Annotated in this window: 11 protein-coding genes and 9 pseudogenes; 8 read left to right on the top strand and 12 right to left on the bottom strand. The window is 68.1% G+C overall.

Going from position 1 to position 15418, the window contains the following annotated elements:
- A partial coding sequence (locus AD428_RS26755) for a hypothetical protein (protein ID WP_160318569.1) occupies positions 1-228 on the top strand: 228 nt, incomplete at its 5' end.
- 136 nt (positions 229-364) lie between these two features.
- Here AD428_RS26755 and AD428_RS10595 read toward each other — a convergent pair.
- A pseudogene (locus AD428_RS10595) lies at positions 365-585 on the bottom strand (helix-turn-helix domain-containing protein); the annotation flags it as partial.
- A gap of 185 nt (positions 586-770) precedes the next feature.
- Between AD428_RS10595 and AD428_RS10590 the strand changes: the two are divergent.
- Both AD428_RS10590 and AD428_RS10585 read left to right on the top strand, forming a co-directional pair.
- Positions 771-1978, top strand: a pseudogene (locus AD428_RS10590) (ABC transporter substrate-binding protein).
- A gap of 24 nt (positions 1979-2002) precedes the next feature.
- A pseudogene (locus AD428_RS10585) lies at positions 2003-3065 on the top strand (alcohol dehydrogenase).
- A gap of 19 nt (positions 3066-3084) precedes the next feature.
- Here the strand turns inward: AD428_RS10585 and AD428_RS10580 are convergent.
- Both AD428_RS10580 and parS read right to left on the bottom strand, forming a co-directional pair.
- Positions 3085-3596, bottom strand: a pseudogene (locus tag AD428_RS10580) (RES family NAD+ phosphorylase).
- Positions 3593-4071 (bottom strand): annotated as a pseudogene (gene parS, locus AD428_RS10575) (type II RES/Xre toxin-antitoxin system antitoxin). Before parS ends, AD428_RS10580 begins: the two co-directional pseudogenes overlap by 4 nt.
- A 209-nt stretch (positions 4072-4280) precedes the next feature.
- Between parS and AD428_RS10570 the strand changes: the two are divergent.
- Together AD428_RS10570 and AD428_RS10565 are read left to right on the top strand one after the other, a co-directional pair.
- Entirely contained in the window at positions 4281-4655 is a 375-nt protein-coding gene (locus AD428_RS10570; RefSeq protein WP_053245146.1) for a DUF423 domain-containing protein, read from the top strand.
- Between the two features lie 62 nt (positions 4656-4717).
- A pseudogene (locus AD428_RS10565) lies at positions 4718-5630 on the top strand (DMT family transporter).
- A gap of 3 nt (positions 5631-5633) precedes the next feature.
- On the opposite strand, the pseudogene AD428_RS10560 reads toward AD428_RS10565, so the two are convergent.
- Together AD428_RS10560 and AD428_RS10555 are read right to left on the bottom strand one after the other, a co-directional pair.
- Positions 5634-6268: pseudogene (locus tag AD428_RS10560) on the bottom strand (glutathione S-transferase family protein).
- Between the two features lies 1 nt (position 6269).
- A complete protein-coding gene (locus AD428_RS10555) occupies positions 6270-7373 on the bottom strand; it encodes a PQQ-dependent sugar dehydrogenase (protein WP_160318568.1) in 1104 nt (367 codons plus the stop codon).
- Between the two features lie 203 nt (positions 7374-7576).
- On the opposite strand from AD428_RS10555, the gene AD428_RS10550 reads away from it, so the two are divergent.
- From AD428_RS10550 to AD428_RS29435, 3 genes are all read left to right on the top strand, one after another.
- Entirely contained in the window at positions 7577-8191 is a 615-nt protein-coding gene (locus AD428_RS10550; RefSeq protein WP_053245145.1) for a glutathione S-transferase family protein, read from the top strand.
- A gap of 159 nt (positions 8192-8350) precedes the next feature.
- Positions 8351-8920, top strand: coding sequence for an aspartate/glutamate racemase family protein (locus AD428_RS10545; RefSeq protein ID WP_369798737.1), 570 nt, complete (start codon positions 8351-8353; stop codon positions 8918-8920).
- Positions 8921-8943: 23 nt separating this feature from the next.
- Positions 8944-9093 carry a hypothetical protein gene (locus AD428_RS29435; RefSeq protein ID WP_369798736.1) on the top strand — a complete coding sequence of 50 codons (150 nt, stop codon included), beginning with the start codon at positions 8944-8946 and terminating at the stop codon, positions 9091-9093.
- Positions 9094-9169: 76 nt separating this feature from the next.
- On the opposite strand, the pseudogene AD428_RS10540 reads toward AD428_RS29435, so the two are convergent.
- The 7 genes and pseudogenes from AD428_RS10540 to AD428_RS10510 all read right to left on the bottom strand — a co-directional run bounded on the left by AD428_RS10540 (position 9170) and on the right by AD428_RS10510 (position 15292).
- Positions 9170-9869: pseudogene (locus AD428_RS10540) on the bottom strand (ABC transporter ATP-binding protein).
- A complete protein-coding gene (gene livG / locus AD428_RS10535) occupies positions 9869-10636 on the bottom strand; it encodes a high-affinity branched-chain amino acid ABC transporter ATP-binding protein LivG (protein WP_053245144.1) in 768 nt (255 codons plus the stop codon). Before livG ends, AD428_RS10540 begins: the two are co-directional and overlap by 1 nt.
- Positions 10633-11874 carry a high-affinity branched-chain amino acid ABC transporter permease LivM gene (locus AD428_RS10530; protein ID WP_053245143.1) on the bottom strand — a complete coding sequence of 414 codons (1242 nt, stop codon included), beginning with the start codon at positions 11872-11874 and terminating at the stop codon, positions 10633-10635. The genes livG and AD428_RS10530 overlap by 4 nt, the downstream gene beginning before the upstream one ends.
- Positions 11874-12800, bottom strand: a complete 927-nt coding sequence (gene livH / locus AD428_RS10525) for a high-affinity branched-chain amino acid ABC transporter permease LivH (protein ID WP_053245142.1) — start codon at positions 12798-12800, stop codon at positions 11874-11876. Before livH ends, AD428_RS10530 begins: the two co-directional genes overlap by 1 nt.
- A 189-nt stretch (positions 12801-12989) precedes the next feature.
- Entirely contained in the window at positions 12990-14105 is a 1116-nt protein-coding gene (locus AD428_RS10520) for a branched-chain amino acid ABC transporter substrate-binding protein (RefSeq protein WP_053245141.1), read from the bottom strand.
- Positions 14106-14458: 353 nt separating this feature from the next.
- Positions 14459-15014 (bottom strand): annotated as a pseudogene (locus AD428_RS10515) (VUT family protein).
- Complete coding sequence (locus AD428_RS10510) at positions 15011-15292, bottom strand: pyrroline-5-carboxylate reductase family protein (RefSeq protein ID WP_369798735.1); 282 nt, start codon at positions 15290-15292, stop codon at positions 15011-15013. Before AD428_RS10510 ends, AD428_RS10515 begins: the two are co-directional and overlap by 4 nt.
- Positions 15293-15418: the final 126 nt, after the last annotated feature.

The raw sequence follows: 15418 nt of genomic DNA, 5'->3' as shown, positions 1-15418 counted from the left end.
AAAAAACTCATAGGCAGCCGCAACGACCGGCTGCTTAAGCAGTATCGCAAGCTGGTTACCCAGATCAACGGGCTCGAACCCAAGATTTCCGCGCCCGCCACGAACGCCACGCAGAAAGTCCGGCCCAGGATAAACGCCTCCGTTTCGTCTGGAAGTAAGACGCAAAAGCATGCCGCACGCGGAAATGCCGTGGCGGCGCGAGTGCAGGGTTTTGTCGCGCTGGAATGACGGGGGCCCGGCGCTATCGCGGCGGATCTGGCCGCTGGGAAGAAACCTGGCGAAACTGTCCTTCGGCCGGTTGATGAAAGAACCCGGAAGAAGCGGGACGAAGCGAAAGAAAGAAGAAGCCGGCGATCGCGTCCTGGATCAGCGCGCACATCGCGGCCAGGCGCGGCGTCGGGTAATAGCCGCCGCGCGGCGCACCTCGTACAGATAGCCGCGCCCCACCAGCGTGCGCACCAGCGCCAGGCAGCTCGACATAGGGGCGCCCAGGCCCTGCGCCAGCTCCGTCAGCGGCATGGGGCGGCGCTCCTGCGCAAAGAGTTCAACCAGGTCCAGCGTGCGGGCGACGAGCTTCACTTCCATGGCGGCCTCAGGTTTTTCACTACGTTGACATTTCACAGATGCGAACCTAAATTCTTGCACAGGAATTTTTCTTCACATATAGGAAAACTCCTGCAGCCGGAGCCGCTTCCGGCGGCCCGCAAGATACCGCAGCATCATCCAGACAAGAACTTGAATACGGCCCGAGGGCCGCGGAGACAAGAAAGATGCGTATCAACCCCCTGCTGGCCGCCCTGGCCGCGACACTGGCCGCCTGTGCGGCCCATGCCCAGGCCGACGTGGTGCGCCTGGGCGTATCGAACGACCGTTCCGGCATCTATTCGGACCTGGGCGGCCTGGGCTCCGAAATGGCCGTGCGCATGGCGTGGAGGATTTCGGCGGCAAGGTCGCCGGCAAGACGGTGGAAGTCGTCGGCGCGGACAACCAGAACAAGGCCGACGTGGCCTCGGCCCTGGTGCGGCGCTGGTTCGACACGCAGAACCTGGTGGCGGTGGTGGACGGCGGCGCCAGCTCGGCCGGCCTGGCGGCCCAGGGCGTGGCGCGCGAAAAAGGCGGCACCGCCCTCATCAGCGGCGGTTTCGCGGGCGATTTCAGCGGCAAGCAGTGCAGCCCCCTCAGCACCCAGTGGGCGCCCGACACCTATGCGCTGTCCAACGCCGTGGTGCGCAGCGTGGTCGAGAAAGGCGGCAAGAGCTGGTATTTCATCACCACCGATTACGTCTTCGGCAAATCGCTGGAAAGCAACGCCACGCATTTTGTGCAGCAGGCCGGCGGCAAGGTGCTGGGCAGCACGCGGCATCCGCTGGGGGCCCTGGACTTCGCATCCTTCCTGATCCAGGCGCAGTCTTCGCAGGCCCAGGTGGTGGGCCTGGCCAGCGCCGGCGGCGACCTGGTCAACCTCATCAAGCAGGCGCAGGAATTCGGCCTGGGGGGCGGCAAGCAGCGCCTGCTCACCTTTCTCACGTTCATCAACGACGTGCGCGCCATGGGCCTGCCCGTGGCGCAGGGGCTGACCTTTCCCACCGGCTTCTACTGGGACGCCGACGAAGACACGCGCGCCTGGACGCGCCGCTGGCAGCAGAAAATGGGTGTGACCAGGCCGCCCTCGATCGTGCAGGCGCTGAGCTACGTGGCCACCACGCATTACCTGCAGGCCGCGCAGGCCGCCGGCACTTTCGAGGGCGAGGCGGTCAACAAGAAGATGCGCGAGTTGCCTATCACGACCAAACTGATAAAGAATGCCCGCATCCGTCCGGAAGACGGGCGCGTCATCATGGACTTGTACCTGGTGGAAGTGAAAAAGCCGTCCGAGTCCAAGTATGAAGGCGATTACTACCGCATTCTGTCCACCGTGCCCGGCGACCAGGTGTTCGTTTCGCTGGCCGACAGCGAATGCCCGCTGGTGAAGAAATAAGAACCGCAACCAGGAGACAAGTCCATGAAGTGCTATTGCGTCGTCAATTTCCGCGAATCGCTGCGCGAGATGGAGCAGCCCACGCCGCGGCCCACGGGTTCGCAGGTGCTGCTGCGCGTGCGCGCCGCCGGCGTCTGCCATAGCGACATCCACCTCTGGGAAGGCGGCTACGACCTCGGTCAGGGCCGCACCCTGTCGCTCAAGGACAGGGGGGTGTCGCTGCCCCTGACCATGGGCCACGAAACGGTGGGCACGGTGGAAGCGGCCGGCCCCGAGGCCCAGGGCGTGGAAAAAGGCCGCAACTATCTCGTCTATCCGTGGATCGGCTGCGGCCAGTGCGCGACCTGCCTGGCCGGCCAGGAAAACCATTGCGCCCAGCCGGCCTGCCTGGGCGTGCACCGGCCCGGCGGCTACGCCGACCACATCGTGGTGCCGCACCCGCGCTACCTCATCGACATCGGCGAGCTGGACCCCGCGCAGATCGCGCCCTACGCCTGCTCGGGCCTGACCACCTACTCCGCGCTGAAGAAAATCGGCGAAGCCGTCTACCGCGACAATCCCGTGGTGATCTTCGGCGCGGGCGGGTTGGGCCTGATGAGCCTGACCATCATCAAGGCGCTGGGCGGCGCGGGCGCCATCGTGGTGGACATCGACCCCGCCAAGCGCGAAGCGGCGCCTGGCCGCCGGCGCCCTGGCCGCCATCGACGGCGCCGCGCCCGACGCCGCGCAACAGATCCTCCAGGCCAATGGCGGCAAGCCCCTGCGGGCGGCGATCGACCTGGTGGGCGCGCCCTCCACCGCCACCATGGCCTTTGACTTCCTGGCCAAGGGCGGCAAGCTCGTCATCGTGGGCCTGTTCGGCGGCGCGGTCACCTGGCCGGTCGCGCTCATTCCCATGAAAGCCCTGTCCATCATCGGCAGCTATGTGGGCAACCTGGCCGAACTGCGCGAGCTGATGGAACTCGTGCGCGCCGGCAAGGTGCCGCCCATGCAGGTGCACCGCTACGCGCTGGAACAGGCCGACAGCGTGCTGGGCTCGCTGCGCGCCGGCAAGGTGCTGGGCCGGGCCGTGCTGACCCAGGCCTGATCCGCGCGGCGCTCCCGGTTCAGGCCGGCTTGAGCCGGGGGTCGTAGACGAACTTCTCGCGCCGGGCGACCTGGATGCGCCCGGCGTCGGGATGCGCGGGATTGATGAGCACGTTGCAGTCGGGCACCCCGCTGCACGGCACGATGGCGCTGGGCAGCTGCAGCAGCGCCGACACGCCCGAGGCCACCCAGTTGTCGCCCACGGCCTGCGAGGCTTCGGCAAAGGGCACCGCGTCCCAGAAGGGATAATCCCGCTCGAGCTGCTCCACGGTGAGGATCTGGCGGTCTTCGTACACCTGGAGCGGCACCGACAGCTCGATGAGGTAGCGGTTGGCCTGCGCCGAGGCGCGCGCCCCGAAATGCACCACGGTTTCCAGCACCGCCAGCGACACGCTCGAGGAGGTGTAGACCACGGCGGTGCCCGGACTGTTGTAGCGCCCGCCCACCGCGCCGCGCCCGCGCCGCTCAGGTCGTCGGCGCGGTACTTGCCCGCGGTGGTGCCGATGCGCCAGAGCGAAACGCCGCGGCTCATGCGTACACGCCCGCGGCGGCGCGCGTGAGCGTGTCTTCCACGATGCGGGTGCTGGCGTCGGACGTGAGCAAAGACAGGGGCTTGACGTTGCCCAGCGCGGGCACCGGCGTGTTGAGCCAGAGCACGGCTTCTTCGTCGCTGCCCAGCACCTGGCGGGCGACCCGTGTCACGCGGGCCACGCGGGCCAGGCGGTCGGATTCGCCCAGCGGCAGCGCCTGGCCTTCGCGCGTCCAGCGCGACAGCGACGCCGGCTTGACCTCCGCAATGGCCATGATTTCGGATTTGGGCACGCCCAGGAAATCGGCGGCGTCGTCCACCATGCGCGCGGGCAGGCCGCGCGCACGTCGCGCGCCATGTCCTTGAGCGGGCTGTCGACCAGCTCCAGGAAGAGCTGGCGCGAACGGCCGGCCACCCGGCCCGGTGCGCGGGGAGGCGTCTTGCGGCCCGGGACTTTCTCGGCAAGTGCGGTAGACATGCGAACCTCCTGGCTCGGGCGCCCGCCCTGGCCGGATGGCCCGGACCCGGCAGCCCTTGTTTCCAATTGGAATTTATTTTAGCTCATATGGAATTCCATTGCCAGGAACATGGACATGCCCGATCCGACGCCTGGGCCGGGGCCGGGGAGAATGCGTATCATAGGCGGCGTCCCCATCTCCAGGACTTTTTCGCACAACGAGGCACTCCATGACCGACAGGCAACTCACCGTTCTCGCGGCGCTCAACATGATCGCGGCCGTGGGCGCGGGCGCGTTCGGCGCGCACGGGCTCAAGCGCATGCTCACGCCCGAACTGCTTTCCGTGTGGCAGACCGGCGTGCTCTATCACCTGCTCCACGCGCTGGGCCTGTTCATCGTGGCCCTGCTGGGCGCGCGCTTCGGCTCGCCGCTGCTTTCCGCCGCCGGCGCGGTCATGTTCGCGGGCATCGTGCTGTTTTCCGGCAGCCTGTACGTGCTGGCCCTGACCGGCACCCATTGGCTGGGCGCCATCACGCCCGTGGGGGGCACGGCCTTTCTCGCCGCCTGGGCCATGGTGGCCTGGGCCGCCTGGCGCGCGGCCTGAAGCCGCGCCCGCAATCGTTTTCTCCCTTTCCGGCGGCGGCAGGCCGCCCTTTTCCACGCAGTATGTCCGACTCCTGTACCCTTGCCGCCCGCCGCCCCGCGTCCCATGCGGCTGGCATCGCCTGCATCGTGGGCGGCATTTTCTTCCTGACGCTCAGCGACGCCAACGCAAAATGGCTGGGCGCGCACTACAGCCCGCTGCAGATTCTGTTCCTGCGCGCGCTGATCGCGCTGCCGGCGGTGGCCGGCATCGCCCTGGCGCTCGGCGGGCGCCGCATCCTGCGCACGGCGCACCCCGGTCCTGCACCTGCTGCGCGGCGCCATCAACGTGATATCGGCCACCTGCTTCTATCTCGGGCTGCGCGCGTTGCCGCTGGCCGAGGCCACGGCCATCGCATTCGCGGCGCCGCTCTTCGTGACGGCCCTGTCGGTGCTGCTGCTGAAAGAGCAGGTGGACGGCCGTCGCTGGCTGGCCGTGCTGGCCGGCTTCGCGGGCGTGCTGATCATCGTGCGCCCCGGCACCTCGGCCTTCCAGGCGGCCACCCTGCTGCCCCTGGCCACGGCGATGCTGTACGCGGTAATGATGATTACCGCGCGCGGCATCGGCCAGGGAGAAGGCATGCTCACCACCACGTTCTATATCGTGGCCGGGCAGCTCGTCTGCAGCGCCGTCACCCTGCCCTGGGTCTGGCAGGCGCCCGAACCCGCGCACCTGCCCCGTTTCGCGGCGGTGGCGCTGTTTTCCACCCTGGGCCTGGCCTTCATCACGCAGGCGTTCCGCATCGCGCCCGCCTCCGTGGTCGCGCCCTTCGACTACACCGGCCTCATCTGGGCCACGCTGATCGGCTGGATCTTCTGGCACGAGACGCCCGATGCCTACGCCTTCGTGGGGGCGCTCTTCATTGCGGGCAGCGGCGTGTACATCGCGCTGCGCGAAACCCGCAGCGCCAAGGCGGCGCGGGGCGGCCGGGGCTGAGCCCTACTCCGTCGGCGGCGGGAAATGCCGCGCCAGCACGCCGGCCACTTCCGGCTTCTCGGCCGCGGCGCGCGCCACGGCGACAGCGCCGGGCAGTACTCGGCGAACCAGGCGGGCCCCGGACGCCAGCGCGTCATGACCGCCAGGTACAGATCCAGCGCGGAAAAGCGCGCGCCCAGCATGTGCGGCGCGCCGGCGTAGCGCTCGATCTCCTGCCAGATGTCCGCCCGCCGCGTGCACACGCGCGCGCAGATGCTCCGCGGCGGGCCCCGGGCCGGTCCACTGGGGCGGGTCGTCGCCATAGGTGAAGGTCGGATAGACGGCCGCGACCAGCCGGATCAGCAGGTTCAGGAAGCGGGGCCGCGCGGGGTCGTCGGACGGCGGCGCCAGCCGGCCCGAGGCGCCACGTCGTACAGGTGCAGCATCATGGCCGCGCTCTCGGTCAGCACTTCGCCGTCGGGCGTCACCATGGTGGGCACCTGCCCCAGCGGATTGATGCGCAGCAGCCGGTCGCGCTGCGGCCCGGGCTTGAGATAGGGAATGTCCGTCAGCGTGTGGGGCACGCGGGCCAGCGCCAGGGCCATCTCGACGATGGCCGAACCGCAGCCCATGGAGCCGATGAGTTCATACGGTTTCATGTCACTCTCCCGGTTGCGCCGGCGCCACCCTCAGCAATTCGCCGGGGGAAGCGTCGGTCAGCACATAGACATAGCCGTCCGGTCCCTGGCGCACGTCGCGGATGCGGCTGGAACGCTCTCCCAGCAACCGCTCCTCGGCCACCACCTTGTCGCCGTCCAGGGTCAGCCGGATCAGGTCGCGGTCGGCCAGCGCGCCCAGGAACAGCGAGTTGCGCCATGCCGGGAAGCGGTCCGCATCGTAGAACGCCATGCCGCTGATGGCCGGCGATTGCTTCCACCAGTAGAGCGGCTGCTCGGTGCCCGGCGCCTCGCCGCCCCGGGCCTCGGGGATGGGCCGGCCCGAATAGTCGATGCCGTAAGTCGCCAGCGGCCAGCCGTAGTTGGCGCCGCGCTTGACGAGATTGACTTCGTCGCCGCCGCGCGGCCCGTGCTCGCTCTCCCAGAGTTGGCCGGTGCGGGGATGCAGCGCCAGGCCCTGCGGATTGCGATGGCCGTAGGACCAGATTTCGGCGCGTGCGCCCGGCTTGCCGGCGTAAGGGTTGTCGGGCGGCACCGAGCCGTCTTCGCGCAGGCGCACGATCTTGCCCTGCAGCTTGTCCAGGTCCTGCGCGGCCATGCGCTGGTAGTTTTCGCCCAGCGAGATGTACAGATAGCCCCTGCCGTCGAACACCAGGCGCGCGCCGTAGTGCACGCCGGTGGAGAGCTTGGGCGCCTGGCGGAACAGCACGCGGAAATCCTCCAGGGCGCGGCCGTCGTCGGACAGCCGGCCCCGGCCCACCGCCGTGCCGCTGCGCTTGCCGTCGGATTCCGCATAGGAAAGATAGACATAGCGGTTGCGGGAGAAGCCGGGCGGCAGCGCCACGTCGAGAAGCCCGCCCTGCCCCTGCGCCGCCCACCTCGGGCACCGCCGGCCAGCGGCGGGCGAGAGCCGGCCGTCGCGGCAGCAGGCGCAGCCGCCCCGGCCTTTCGGTGATGAGCATGGCGCGTCCGGCAGAAAGGCCAGCGACCACGGGTGCTCCAGGCCCTGCGCCACCACGGTGACGCGCGCCTGGGGGCCGGCGGCCTGGGCCGGGCCGGAAGCCGGAAGGAACGGCGCGGCGCTCAATGCCAGGAGAACCAGAAGCCGGACCCTCGCGCGGGCCCCGGGGCGCGTCGACGCGGAAAGCGGCCTCGCACGGGCGGGCAATCGGGGAAACATGGAACGGCCTCCGCGACAGTGGGGAAAGGAACGCGCGGGCCCGGCGGCGTACCATATGCGCCGCGGGAGGAACGATATCTTCCCCCGCATCCTTCCAGGAGACTCAACTGATGAAACTGTACTACATGCCTGGCGCGTGCTCGCTCGCTTCCCACATCATTCTCGAATGGATCGGCAAGCCTTATGAGTCGCACCGGCTCAGCCGCGAGGAGCTCAAGAGCCCCGAATACCTGAAGATCAACCCGCTGGGCGCGGTGCCCGCGCTGACCGAAGGCGACTGGACGCTGACCCAGAACGCGGCCATTCTCGAGTACCTGGCCGAGCAGGCGCCCCAGGGCAAGCTCATGGGCGACGGCTCGGCGCATTCGCGCGCCGAAGTGCGCCGCTGGCTGGGTTTCCTGAATTCCGACGTGCACAAGACCTTCTCGCTGCTCTTCGGGCCGCAGCGCTACGTGAGCGAAGCGGCCGCCCAGCAGGAACTGGCGGCCTCGGCCTCCCGCATGCTGACCAAGCTGTTCGCCCTGGTGAACGAACGGCTCGAAGGCCGGCCCTACCTGGCGGGCGACGCGCCCTCCATCGCCGACGCCTACCTCTACGTGGTGCTGCGCTGGGCACACGCCAAGCAAGTGGACCTCTCGGGCCAGGCCAACCTGGCCGCTTTCTCGCGGCGCATGGACGCCGACCCCGCCGTGCGGTCGGCGCTCGGGAAAGAAGGGCTGGCCTGAGCCGGCCCAACTCGCGGGCACTGGGGTAAACCCGGATACAGGAGTATGATGTGCACAGGCGCCGCCCGGCCCGGCCGCGGCGGCGCCTCTCATTCGGTTTCTGTACTGGCGGGCGTGCCGGCGCAATGGCGGGGCTCGCAATACCTCGGAGCATTCAACGTGAGTAGTCAATCCCAGGGCTGTTACCTGGGCGTATTGGGCGGCATGGGGCCCATGGCGGGCGCGGCCTTCGCCCTGCGTCTGGCGGCGCTGACGCCCGCCGATTCCGACCAGGCGCACATTCCCACCCTGCTGCGCAACGATCCCCGCATCCCCGACCGCTCCAGCGCCCACATGGCGGGCGGCGAGAATCCCCTGCCCCACATGGTCGAAGGCGTGCGCTTCCTCGAACACGCGGGCGCGGAACTGATCGCCATTCCCTGCAACACCGCTCACCTCTGGTACGAGCAGATCGCCGCGGCCACCCGCGTGCCGGTGCTGCACATCATCGAAGCCGTGGCCGACGACCTGCGGCGCATGGGCTTGCCGCGCGGGCGCATCGGCCTCATGGGCACGGCCGCCACGCTCAAGCTCGGCCTGTACCAGCGCCACCTCGAAGCGCGCGGCTACGAATGCCTCGTGCCTTTCGACGACGAAGTCGAACGCGACTGCATGGCTTCCATCCGCGCGGTCAAGGCCAACCAGCTCGAAGACGCCTACGCGCCCGCCGCCCGCTGCATCGGCAGCTGAAGGCGCGCGGCGCGGACGCGGTGGTGTTGGGCTGCACCGAACTGCCGCTGGCCGTGCCGCATGCGCTGCGGCCCGGCCTGGGGTGCCGCTCACCGATTCGATCGACGCGCGAAAAGCGCCGCCGCATCGCCCGCTACCAGGCTCGCGAGCCCGAGGAAAGGCTGGCCGCGTGAGGCGGCCTCCCTTCCCGCCGGCGCGACGTCCGCCGCGCGGCCCCGGGGCCTGCGCCCCGGAAAGCCGGGCTCCGGTTCAGCCGCCCAGGTAGGCTTTGCGCACCTTGTCGTTGACCAGCAGGTTGGCGCCCGTGTCCTGCAGCACCACGCGGCCGTTTTCCAGCACGTAGCCGCGGTCGGCCACTTGCAGGGCCTTGTTGGCGTTCTGCTCCACCAGGAACACGGTCACGCCCTGCTCGCGGATCTCGCGGATGATGTCGAAGATCTGCGCGATGACCAGCGGCGCCAGGCCCAGCGTGGGCTCGTCCAGCAGCAGCAGCGGGCCGCGTCATGAGGGCGCGGCCGATGGCGAGCATCTGCTGCTCGCCGCCGGACATCAGGCCGGCGCGCTGCGAGGCCCGCTCTTTCAGGCGCGGAAACAGCCCGTATACGTGCTCGATGCCCGCCTGGATCTCTTCCCTCCCGGAAAAGAACCCGCCCATCATCAGGTTCTCGGCCACCGTCAGGTCCTTGAACACGCGCCGCCCCTCGGGCGAGATGGCGATGCCGCTGCGCATGATGTGGTGCGTGTCCTTGCGGGTGATGTCCTCGCCCTCGAAGGTGATGGCGCCTTCGCGCGCCCTCGGGTTGCCGCAAACCGTCATGAGCAGCGTGGTCTTGCCGGCGCCGTTGGCGCCGATGAGCGTCACGATCTCGCCTTTGTTGACTTCCACCGAAACCCCGTTCAGGGCCTGGATCGCGCCGTAGTAGGTATGGATGTTTTCCAGCTTGAGCATCATTCCTCCCCCAGGTACGCCTTGATGACGCGCTCGTCGTTGCGCACCTGCTCGGGGGTGCCGGTAGTGATGGGCTTGCCGTGCTCCATGACGAGGATGCGGTCGGAAATGCCCATGATCAGGCTCATGTCGTGTTCGATCAGCAGCACCGCCACGCCGAATTCGCGGCGCAGCTGGTCGATCAGCGCCTGCAGGTCGCGCTTTTCCTGCGGGTTCAGGCCCGCGGCCGGCTCGTCCAGCATGAGCAGGCGCGGCTTGGTGATCATGCAGCGCGCGATCTCCAGCCTGCGCTGGTGCCCGTAGGCCAGGTTGCCGGCCTCGCGGTTGGCATACTCGCGCAGGCCCATGAAATCCAGCCATTGCGCGGCGCGCGCCAGCGCGTCGGCCTCGGCCTGGCGGTACGACTTGAGCTTGAGCAGCCCCGGCAGCAGGCGCGACTCCACCTGCGTGTGCTGGGCCACCAGCAGGTTCTCCAGCACCGTGAGGTGCTTGAAGAGCCGCACGTTCTGGAAAGTGCGCACCAGTCCATGGCGCGCCACCTTGTGGCTGGGCAGGCCCGTGATGGGCTTGCCGTCCATGACGATCTCGCCCGCCGTGGGCGCATAGAAGCCGCCCACGCAATTGAACACGGTGGTCTTGCCCGCGCCGTTGGGGCCGATGATCGCGAACACCTCATCGGACTTGACGTCGAACGCCACGCTGTCCACGGCCAGCAGGCCGCCGAACCGCATGGTCAGTCCGGATACTTTCAGCAATGCCTCGCTCATTTGGTCAGCTCCACGTGGGGACGCTTCATGGGCAACAACCCCTGCGGACGCCACATCATCATCAGCACCATCACCAGGCCGAACATCAGCATGCGGTATTCGGCGAATTCGCGCGCCACCTCGGGCAGCACGGTCAGCAGCACGGCCGCCAGGATGACGCCGACCTGCGACCCCATGCCCCCCAGCACCACGATGGCCAGGATGAGCGCGGACTCGATGAAGGTGAAGGATTCGGGATTGACCATGCCCTGGCGCGCCGCGAAAAAGGCGCCGCCAAAGCCGGCGAACATGGCGCCCAGCGTGAAGGCCGAGAGCTTGATGCGCGTGGGGTTCAACCCCAGCGAGCGGCAGGCGATCTCGTCTTCGCGCAGGGCTTCCCAGGCGCGCCCCACCGGCATGCGGATCAGGCGCGTGGACACGAAGAGCGTCGCCAGGGCCAGGGCCAGGGCCATCAGGTACAGATAGACCACCATGTGCTGGTTGTTGAAGGTCAGGCCGAAAAAGTCGTGGAACGTGGTGGCGCCCTCGGCGCTGGGGCGGCGCGCCATTTCGAGGCCGAAGACCGTGGGCTTCGGAATGCCGGAAATGCCGTCCGGGCCGCCGGTGAGCGTGTTGAGGTTGATGAGCAGCAGGCGGATCATCTCGCCGAAGCCCAGCGTCACGATGGCAAGATAGTCGCCGCGCAGGCGCAGCACCGGAAAGCCCAGCAGGAAGCCGAACAGGGCCGCCATGGCGCCCGAGAACGGCAGCGCCTCCCAGAATGACCAGCCGCCCCAGTGGTACAGCAAGGCGTAGGTGTAGGCGCCGACGGCGTAAAAGCCCACGAAGCCCAGGTCCAGCAGCCCTGCAAAGCCCACCACGATGTTCAGGCCCAGCCCCAGCATGACGTAGATCAGGACCAGGGTGGCGATGTCCACCGAGCTGCGCCCGGCGAAAAACGGCCAGATCACGGCCACGGCGAGCAGCAGCAGCGCCAGCGGCTTGTGCCCCTTGGTCGGCGCGGCCGGCAGCGCCGGCAGGCTGGTCCTGAGCTTGCGGAACGGCTGCGCAATCCACGGCCGCAAGAGCTGGAACACGAACACGATGGCCGCGGCCAGCGCAACCAGCTTCCAGTTCGATTCCATGGTGGTGCGCGCGCCCTGCCGGATGAGCTGCAGGCCGAAGACGGGCGTGACGATGACGGCGGTCAGCACCGCGGCCATCACGGCGTTCTTGAGATTCACGTTCTGGTTCGACATCAGACTTTTTCCACCTCAGGTTTGCCCAACAGCCCGGTCGGACGGAACAGCAGGATCAGCACCAGCAGCGAGAACGCCACGATGTCCTTGTATTGCGAGGAGATGTAGGCCGCCGCGAACGTTTCCGCCAGGCCCAGCAGCACGCCGCCCAGCATGGCGCCGGGGATGCTGCCGATGCCGCCCAGCACCGCGGCGGTGAACGCCTTGATGCCGGCCAGAAAGCCGATGAAGGGATTGAGCTTGCCGATGGTGATGGCGATGAGCACGCCGCCCACCGCCGCCAGCATCGCGCCCAGCACGAAGGTGAAGGAAATGACCCGGTTGGTGTCGATGCCCAGCAGGTTCGCCATGTGCATGTCCTGCGAGCAGGCCCGCGAGGCGCGCCCCATGCGCGAATATTTGATGAACAGCGTCAGCGCCACCATGAGCACCACCGTGACGACGATGATCATGATGCGCGAGTAAGGCACGGTCACGTCGAACTTGGAGCCCATGTGAAACTGCACCGCGCCGGAGATCAGCGAAGGCACCGCCATGTCGCGCGCGCCCTGGCCCAGCGCGACCCAGTTCTGCAGGAAGATCGACATCCCGATGGCGGAGATCAGCGCCACCAGCCGCGGGCTGTTGCGCACGGGCCGGTAGGCCACGCGCTCCACGCTGAAACCGTAGACGCCGGTGACGACGATGGCCACCACCAGCATGGCCGCGACGATGAAAGGCATGGGCAGGCCGCTGTTGGTGCCGATGGCGGTCAGCGTCACCAGGCCCACGTAGGCGCCGATCATGTAGATCTCGCCGTGTGCGAAGTTGATCATACCGATGATGCCGTAGACCATTGTGTAGCCAATGGCGATCAGCGCGTAGATCGCGCCCAGCGACAATCCATTGAAGAATTGCTGGGTGAGTTGGGGTATGAGGTCGGACATGTTCTCTATGCTCCAAATGGTTCCGGCCCCGGTGCGACAAGACCCGGAGCCGGAAACCTGGGCGTATTCTAAGGGCCTGGCGCCTTCGCCCCGCCGGCCGCACAGCGCTTTTGGCGCATCGCTACGCGGATGACGGCGGTACGACGGTGACAGGCCCTGCCGCCGGCCAGGGCCGGCGAAATCGCGAGTTTACAGCTGGGTCTTCTTGCCGTTCTTGTCCCATTTGAAGACGGCGAACTCGAAGTCCTTCAAGTCGCCCTTGGCGTCGTACTCGACCTTGCCGATGGCGGTATTGAAGGCGGTCTTGTGCATGTAGTCGGCGACCTTGGCGGGGTCTTCTCCCACCGCGTTGATGCTGTCGGCCAGGATCTGCACCGCCGCGTAGGCGGGCATCTGGAAGGCGCCGTCGGGGTCGCGCTTGGCGTCCTTGAAGGCCTTCACCACGCCTTCGTTGCCGGGCAGCTTGGTGAAGTCGGACGGCAGCGTGACCAGCAGGCCGTCGATGGCCGGGCCGGCGATGGCCACCAGGTCCTGGTTGGCCGTGCCTTCAGGGCCCATGAACTGCACGTTCAGGCCCTGTTCGCGCGACTGGCGCAGCAGCAGGCCGAGCTCGGGGTGGTAGCCGCCGAAGTAGACCAGATCCACGCCCGCCGACTTCAGCTTGGTGATGACGGCGGAGTAATCGCTGTCGCCCACGTTGATGCCTTCGAACATCGCCACGTTCACGCCTTCCTTGGCGAGCGTGTCGCGGACCTGGGTGGCCACGCCCGAGCCGTAGGTCTGCTTGTCGTGCAGCACGGCGACCTTCTTCGGCTTGAGCGTCTTGGCGATGTAGCGCGCGGCGAACGGACCCTGCTGGTCGTCGCGGCCGATGGTGCGGAAGAAGAAATGCGGCTTGATGGTGTCGGTGACCAGCGGCGAGGTCGCGCCCGGGGTGATGGCGACGATGCCCTCCTGCTCGTACACGTTGACCGCGGGCACGGTCACGCCCGAGCAGGCGTGCGCCACGGCGAACTTGGCGCCGGAGTTGACCACGCGGTTGGCGGCCGGCACGGCCTGCTTGGGTTCGCAGCCGTCGTCGATGAGGATGGGCTCGAGCTTCTTGCCCTTGACCCCGCCCTTGGCGTTGATGGTTTCGATCGCGGTGAGCGCGCCGGCCTGGATCTGGTCGCCGTACTGGGTGTTGGGCCCGGTCATCGGCTGGGGAATGCCGATCTTGATCGTATCGGCGGCGTGCACGGAACCGGCCAGGGCAAGCGCCCCCAGGGCCAGGACAACCGGGGTGAGGCGGGGCAGAAACTTCATGCGGAGTTCTCCAGCGGGGTTTTTGGAGCGGCTTCGTCGGAGGCGGAATCGCCGAAAGGGTGCTTCGCGTTCCTGGTCGTCCGTTGCCGGCTTCTTGGGCTAAAACATGTGGGCGGTATTCTGAAAGCTGGCCGTCAGGCTGTCACTGCGTGTAATCCCCAATATTTGCGCGCGCCGCTTTAAACGTGACGCATAGCGCCGCCAGCCGCATGAATACTGGCGCGGCGGCGAATCGCAATCATTATTGCGGTGATAAAAATCGGCGCGGCCCGCGATATTTATTTAGATGACTTACGCAGGTCTTACGCATTATCGGGAAAATGCCGGCGGGCGCCCCGCCGCCGGCCTCGCGCTCAGGCGTTGGCAGGCCGGGCGAGGTTCCACATCAGCGCCCGGAACGGCGCCAGCATGCCGACGTTGACCGCGAGCTTGACGCCGAGGTCGCCCAGCATCCAGGTCAGCCATGGCGTGCCCGTGGCCGCGAAGGCCACGCTGAAGAACACCGCCGTGTCCAGGATGGCGCCCAGCACCGCCCATGGCCAGCGCGCGCGCCACCAGCGCAGGTCGCGCAGCCGGTCGAACACGTGGATATCCACGAGCTGCGCGCAGATATACGCCAGCCCGGAAGCCAGCGCGATGGCGCGGCGAGGCTACCCACACCGACACCGCCAGCGCGGCCGCGAAACCGAACCAGGCCACGCGGCGCGCCGCCGCCGGCCCGAAGCGCCGGTTCAGCACGTCGGTGACCAGAAACGCCACCGGATAGGAAAGCCCGCCCCAGGTCAGCCAGTCATTCAGCGGCACCTGCACCAGGATGTTGGACCCCACCACCACCAGCAGCATGCAGCAGACGGCCACGGCGAACTGCGCCGGCCGCATCGGCTCGTAGCGGCGCGCGCTGCCGCTCATTTGCCGAATTCCTCGGCCAGCTCGCGCGAGCGCCGGGCCGCGGCTTGCATGCCTTGCTCAATGATGCCGGCCAGCCCGGCCTGCTGGAACACGGCGAGCGCGGCGGCCGTGGTGCCCCCCTTGGACGTGACGCGCTCGCGCAGCTGAGGGCGGCTCGTCGGATTCGCTGGCCAGCCGCGTGCGCCGGCCAGCGTGCCCAGCGCGAGCTGCCGCGCCTGCTCGGCGCTCAGGCCCGACTTCCGGCCGCCGGCGATCAGCGCCTCCAGGATCAGGAACACATACCGCGGGCCCGCTGCCCGAAAGCGCGGTCACGCCGTCCAGCGCATCGTCGCCGTCGACCCACACCACCTGGCCCACGCTGCCCAGCAGCTGCGCCGCCAGCGCGCGGTCGGCCTCGCTCACGC

The organism is Achromobacter sp. DMS1, from assembly GCF_001270295.1.
This window is presented reverse-complemented; position numbering and strand designations above follow the sequence as displayed.

Coding starts and splice junctions, on each gene's coding strand:
- livH (WP_053245142.1), bottom strand. CDS start 12,800: ATGTCCGACCTCATACCCCAACTCACCCAGCAATTCTTCAATGGATTG.
- livG (WP_053245144.1), bottom strand. CDS start 10,636: ATGAGCGAGGCATTGCTGAAAGTATCCGGACTGACCATGCGGTTCGGC.
- AD428_RS10520 (WP_053245141.1), bottom strand. CDS start 14,105: ATGAAGTTTCTGCCCCGCCTCACCCCGGTTGTCCTGGCCCTGGGGGCG.
- AD428_RS10530 (WP_053245143.1), bottom strand. CDS start 11,874: ATGTCGAACCAGAACGTGAATCTCAAGAACGCCGTGATGGCCGCGGTG.
- AD428_RS10550 (WP_053245145.1), top strand. CDS start 7,577: ATGAAACTGTACTACATGCCTGGCGCGTGCTCGCTCGCTTCCCACATC.
- AD428_RS10570 (WP_053245146.1), top strand. CDS start 4,281: ATGACCGACAGGCAACTCACCGTTCTCGCGGCGCTCAACATGATCGCG.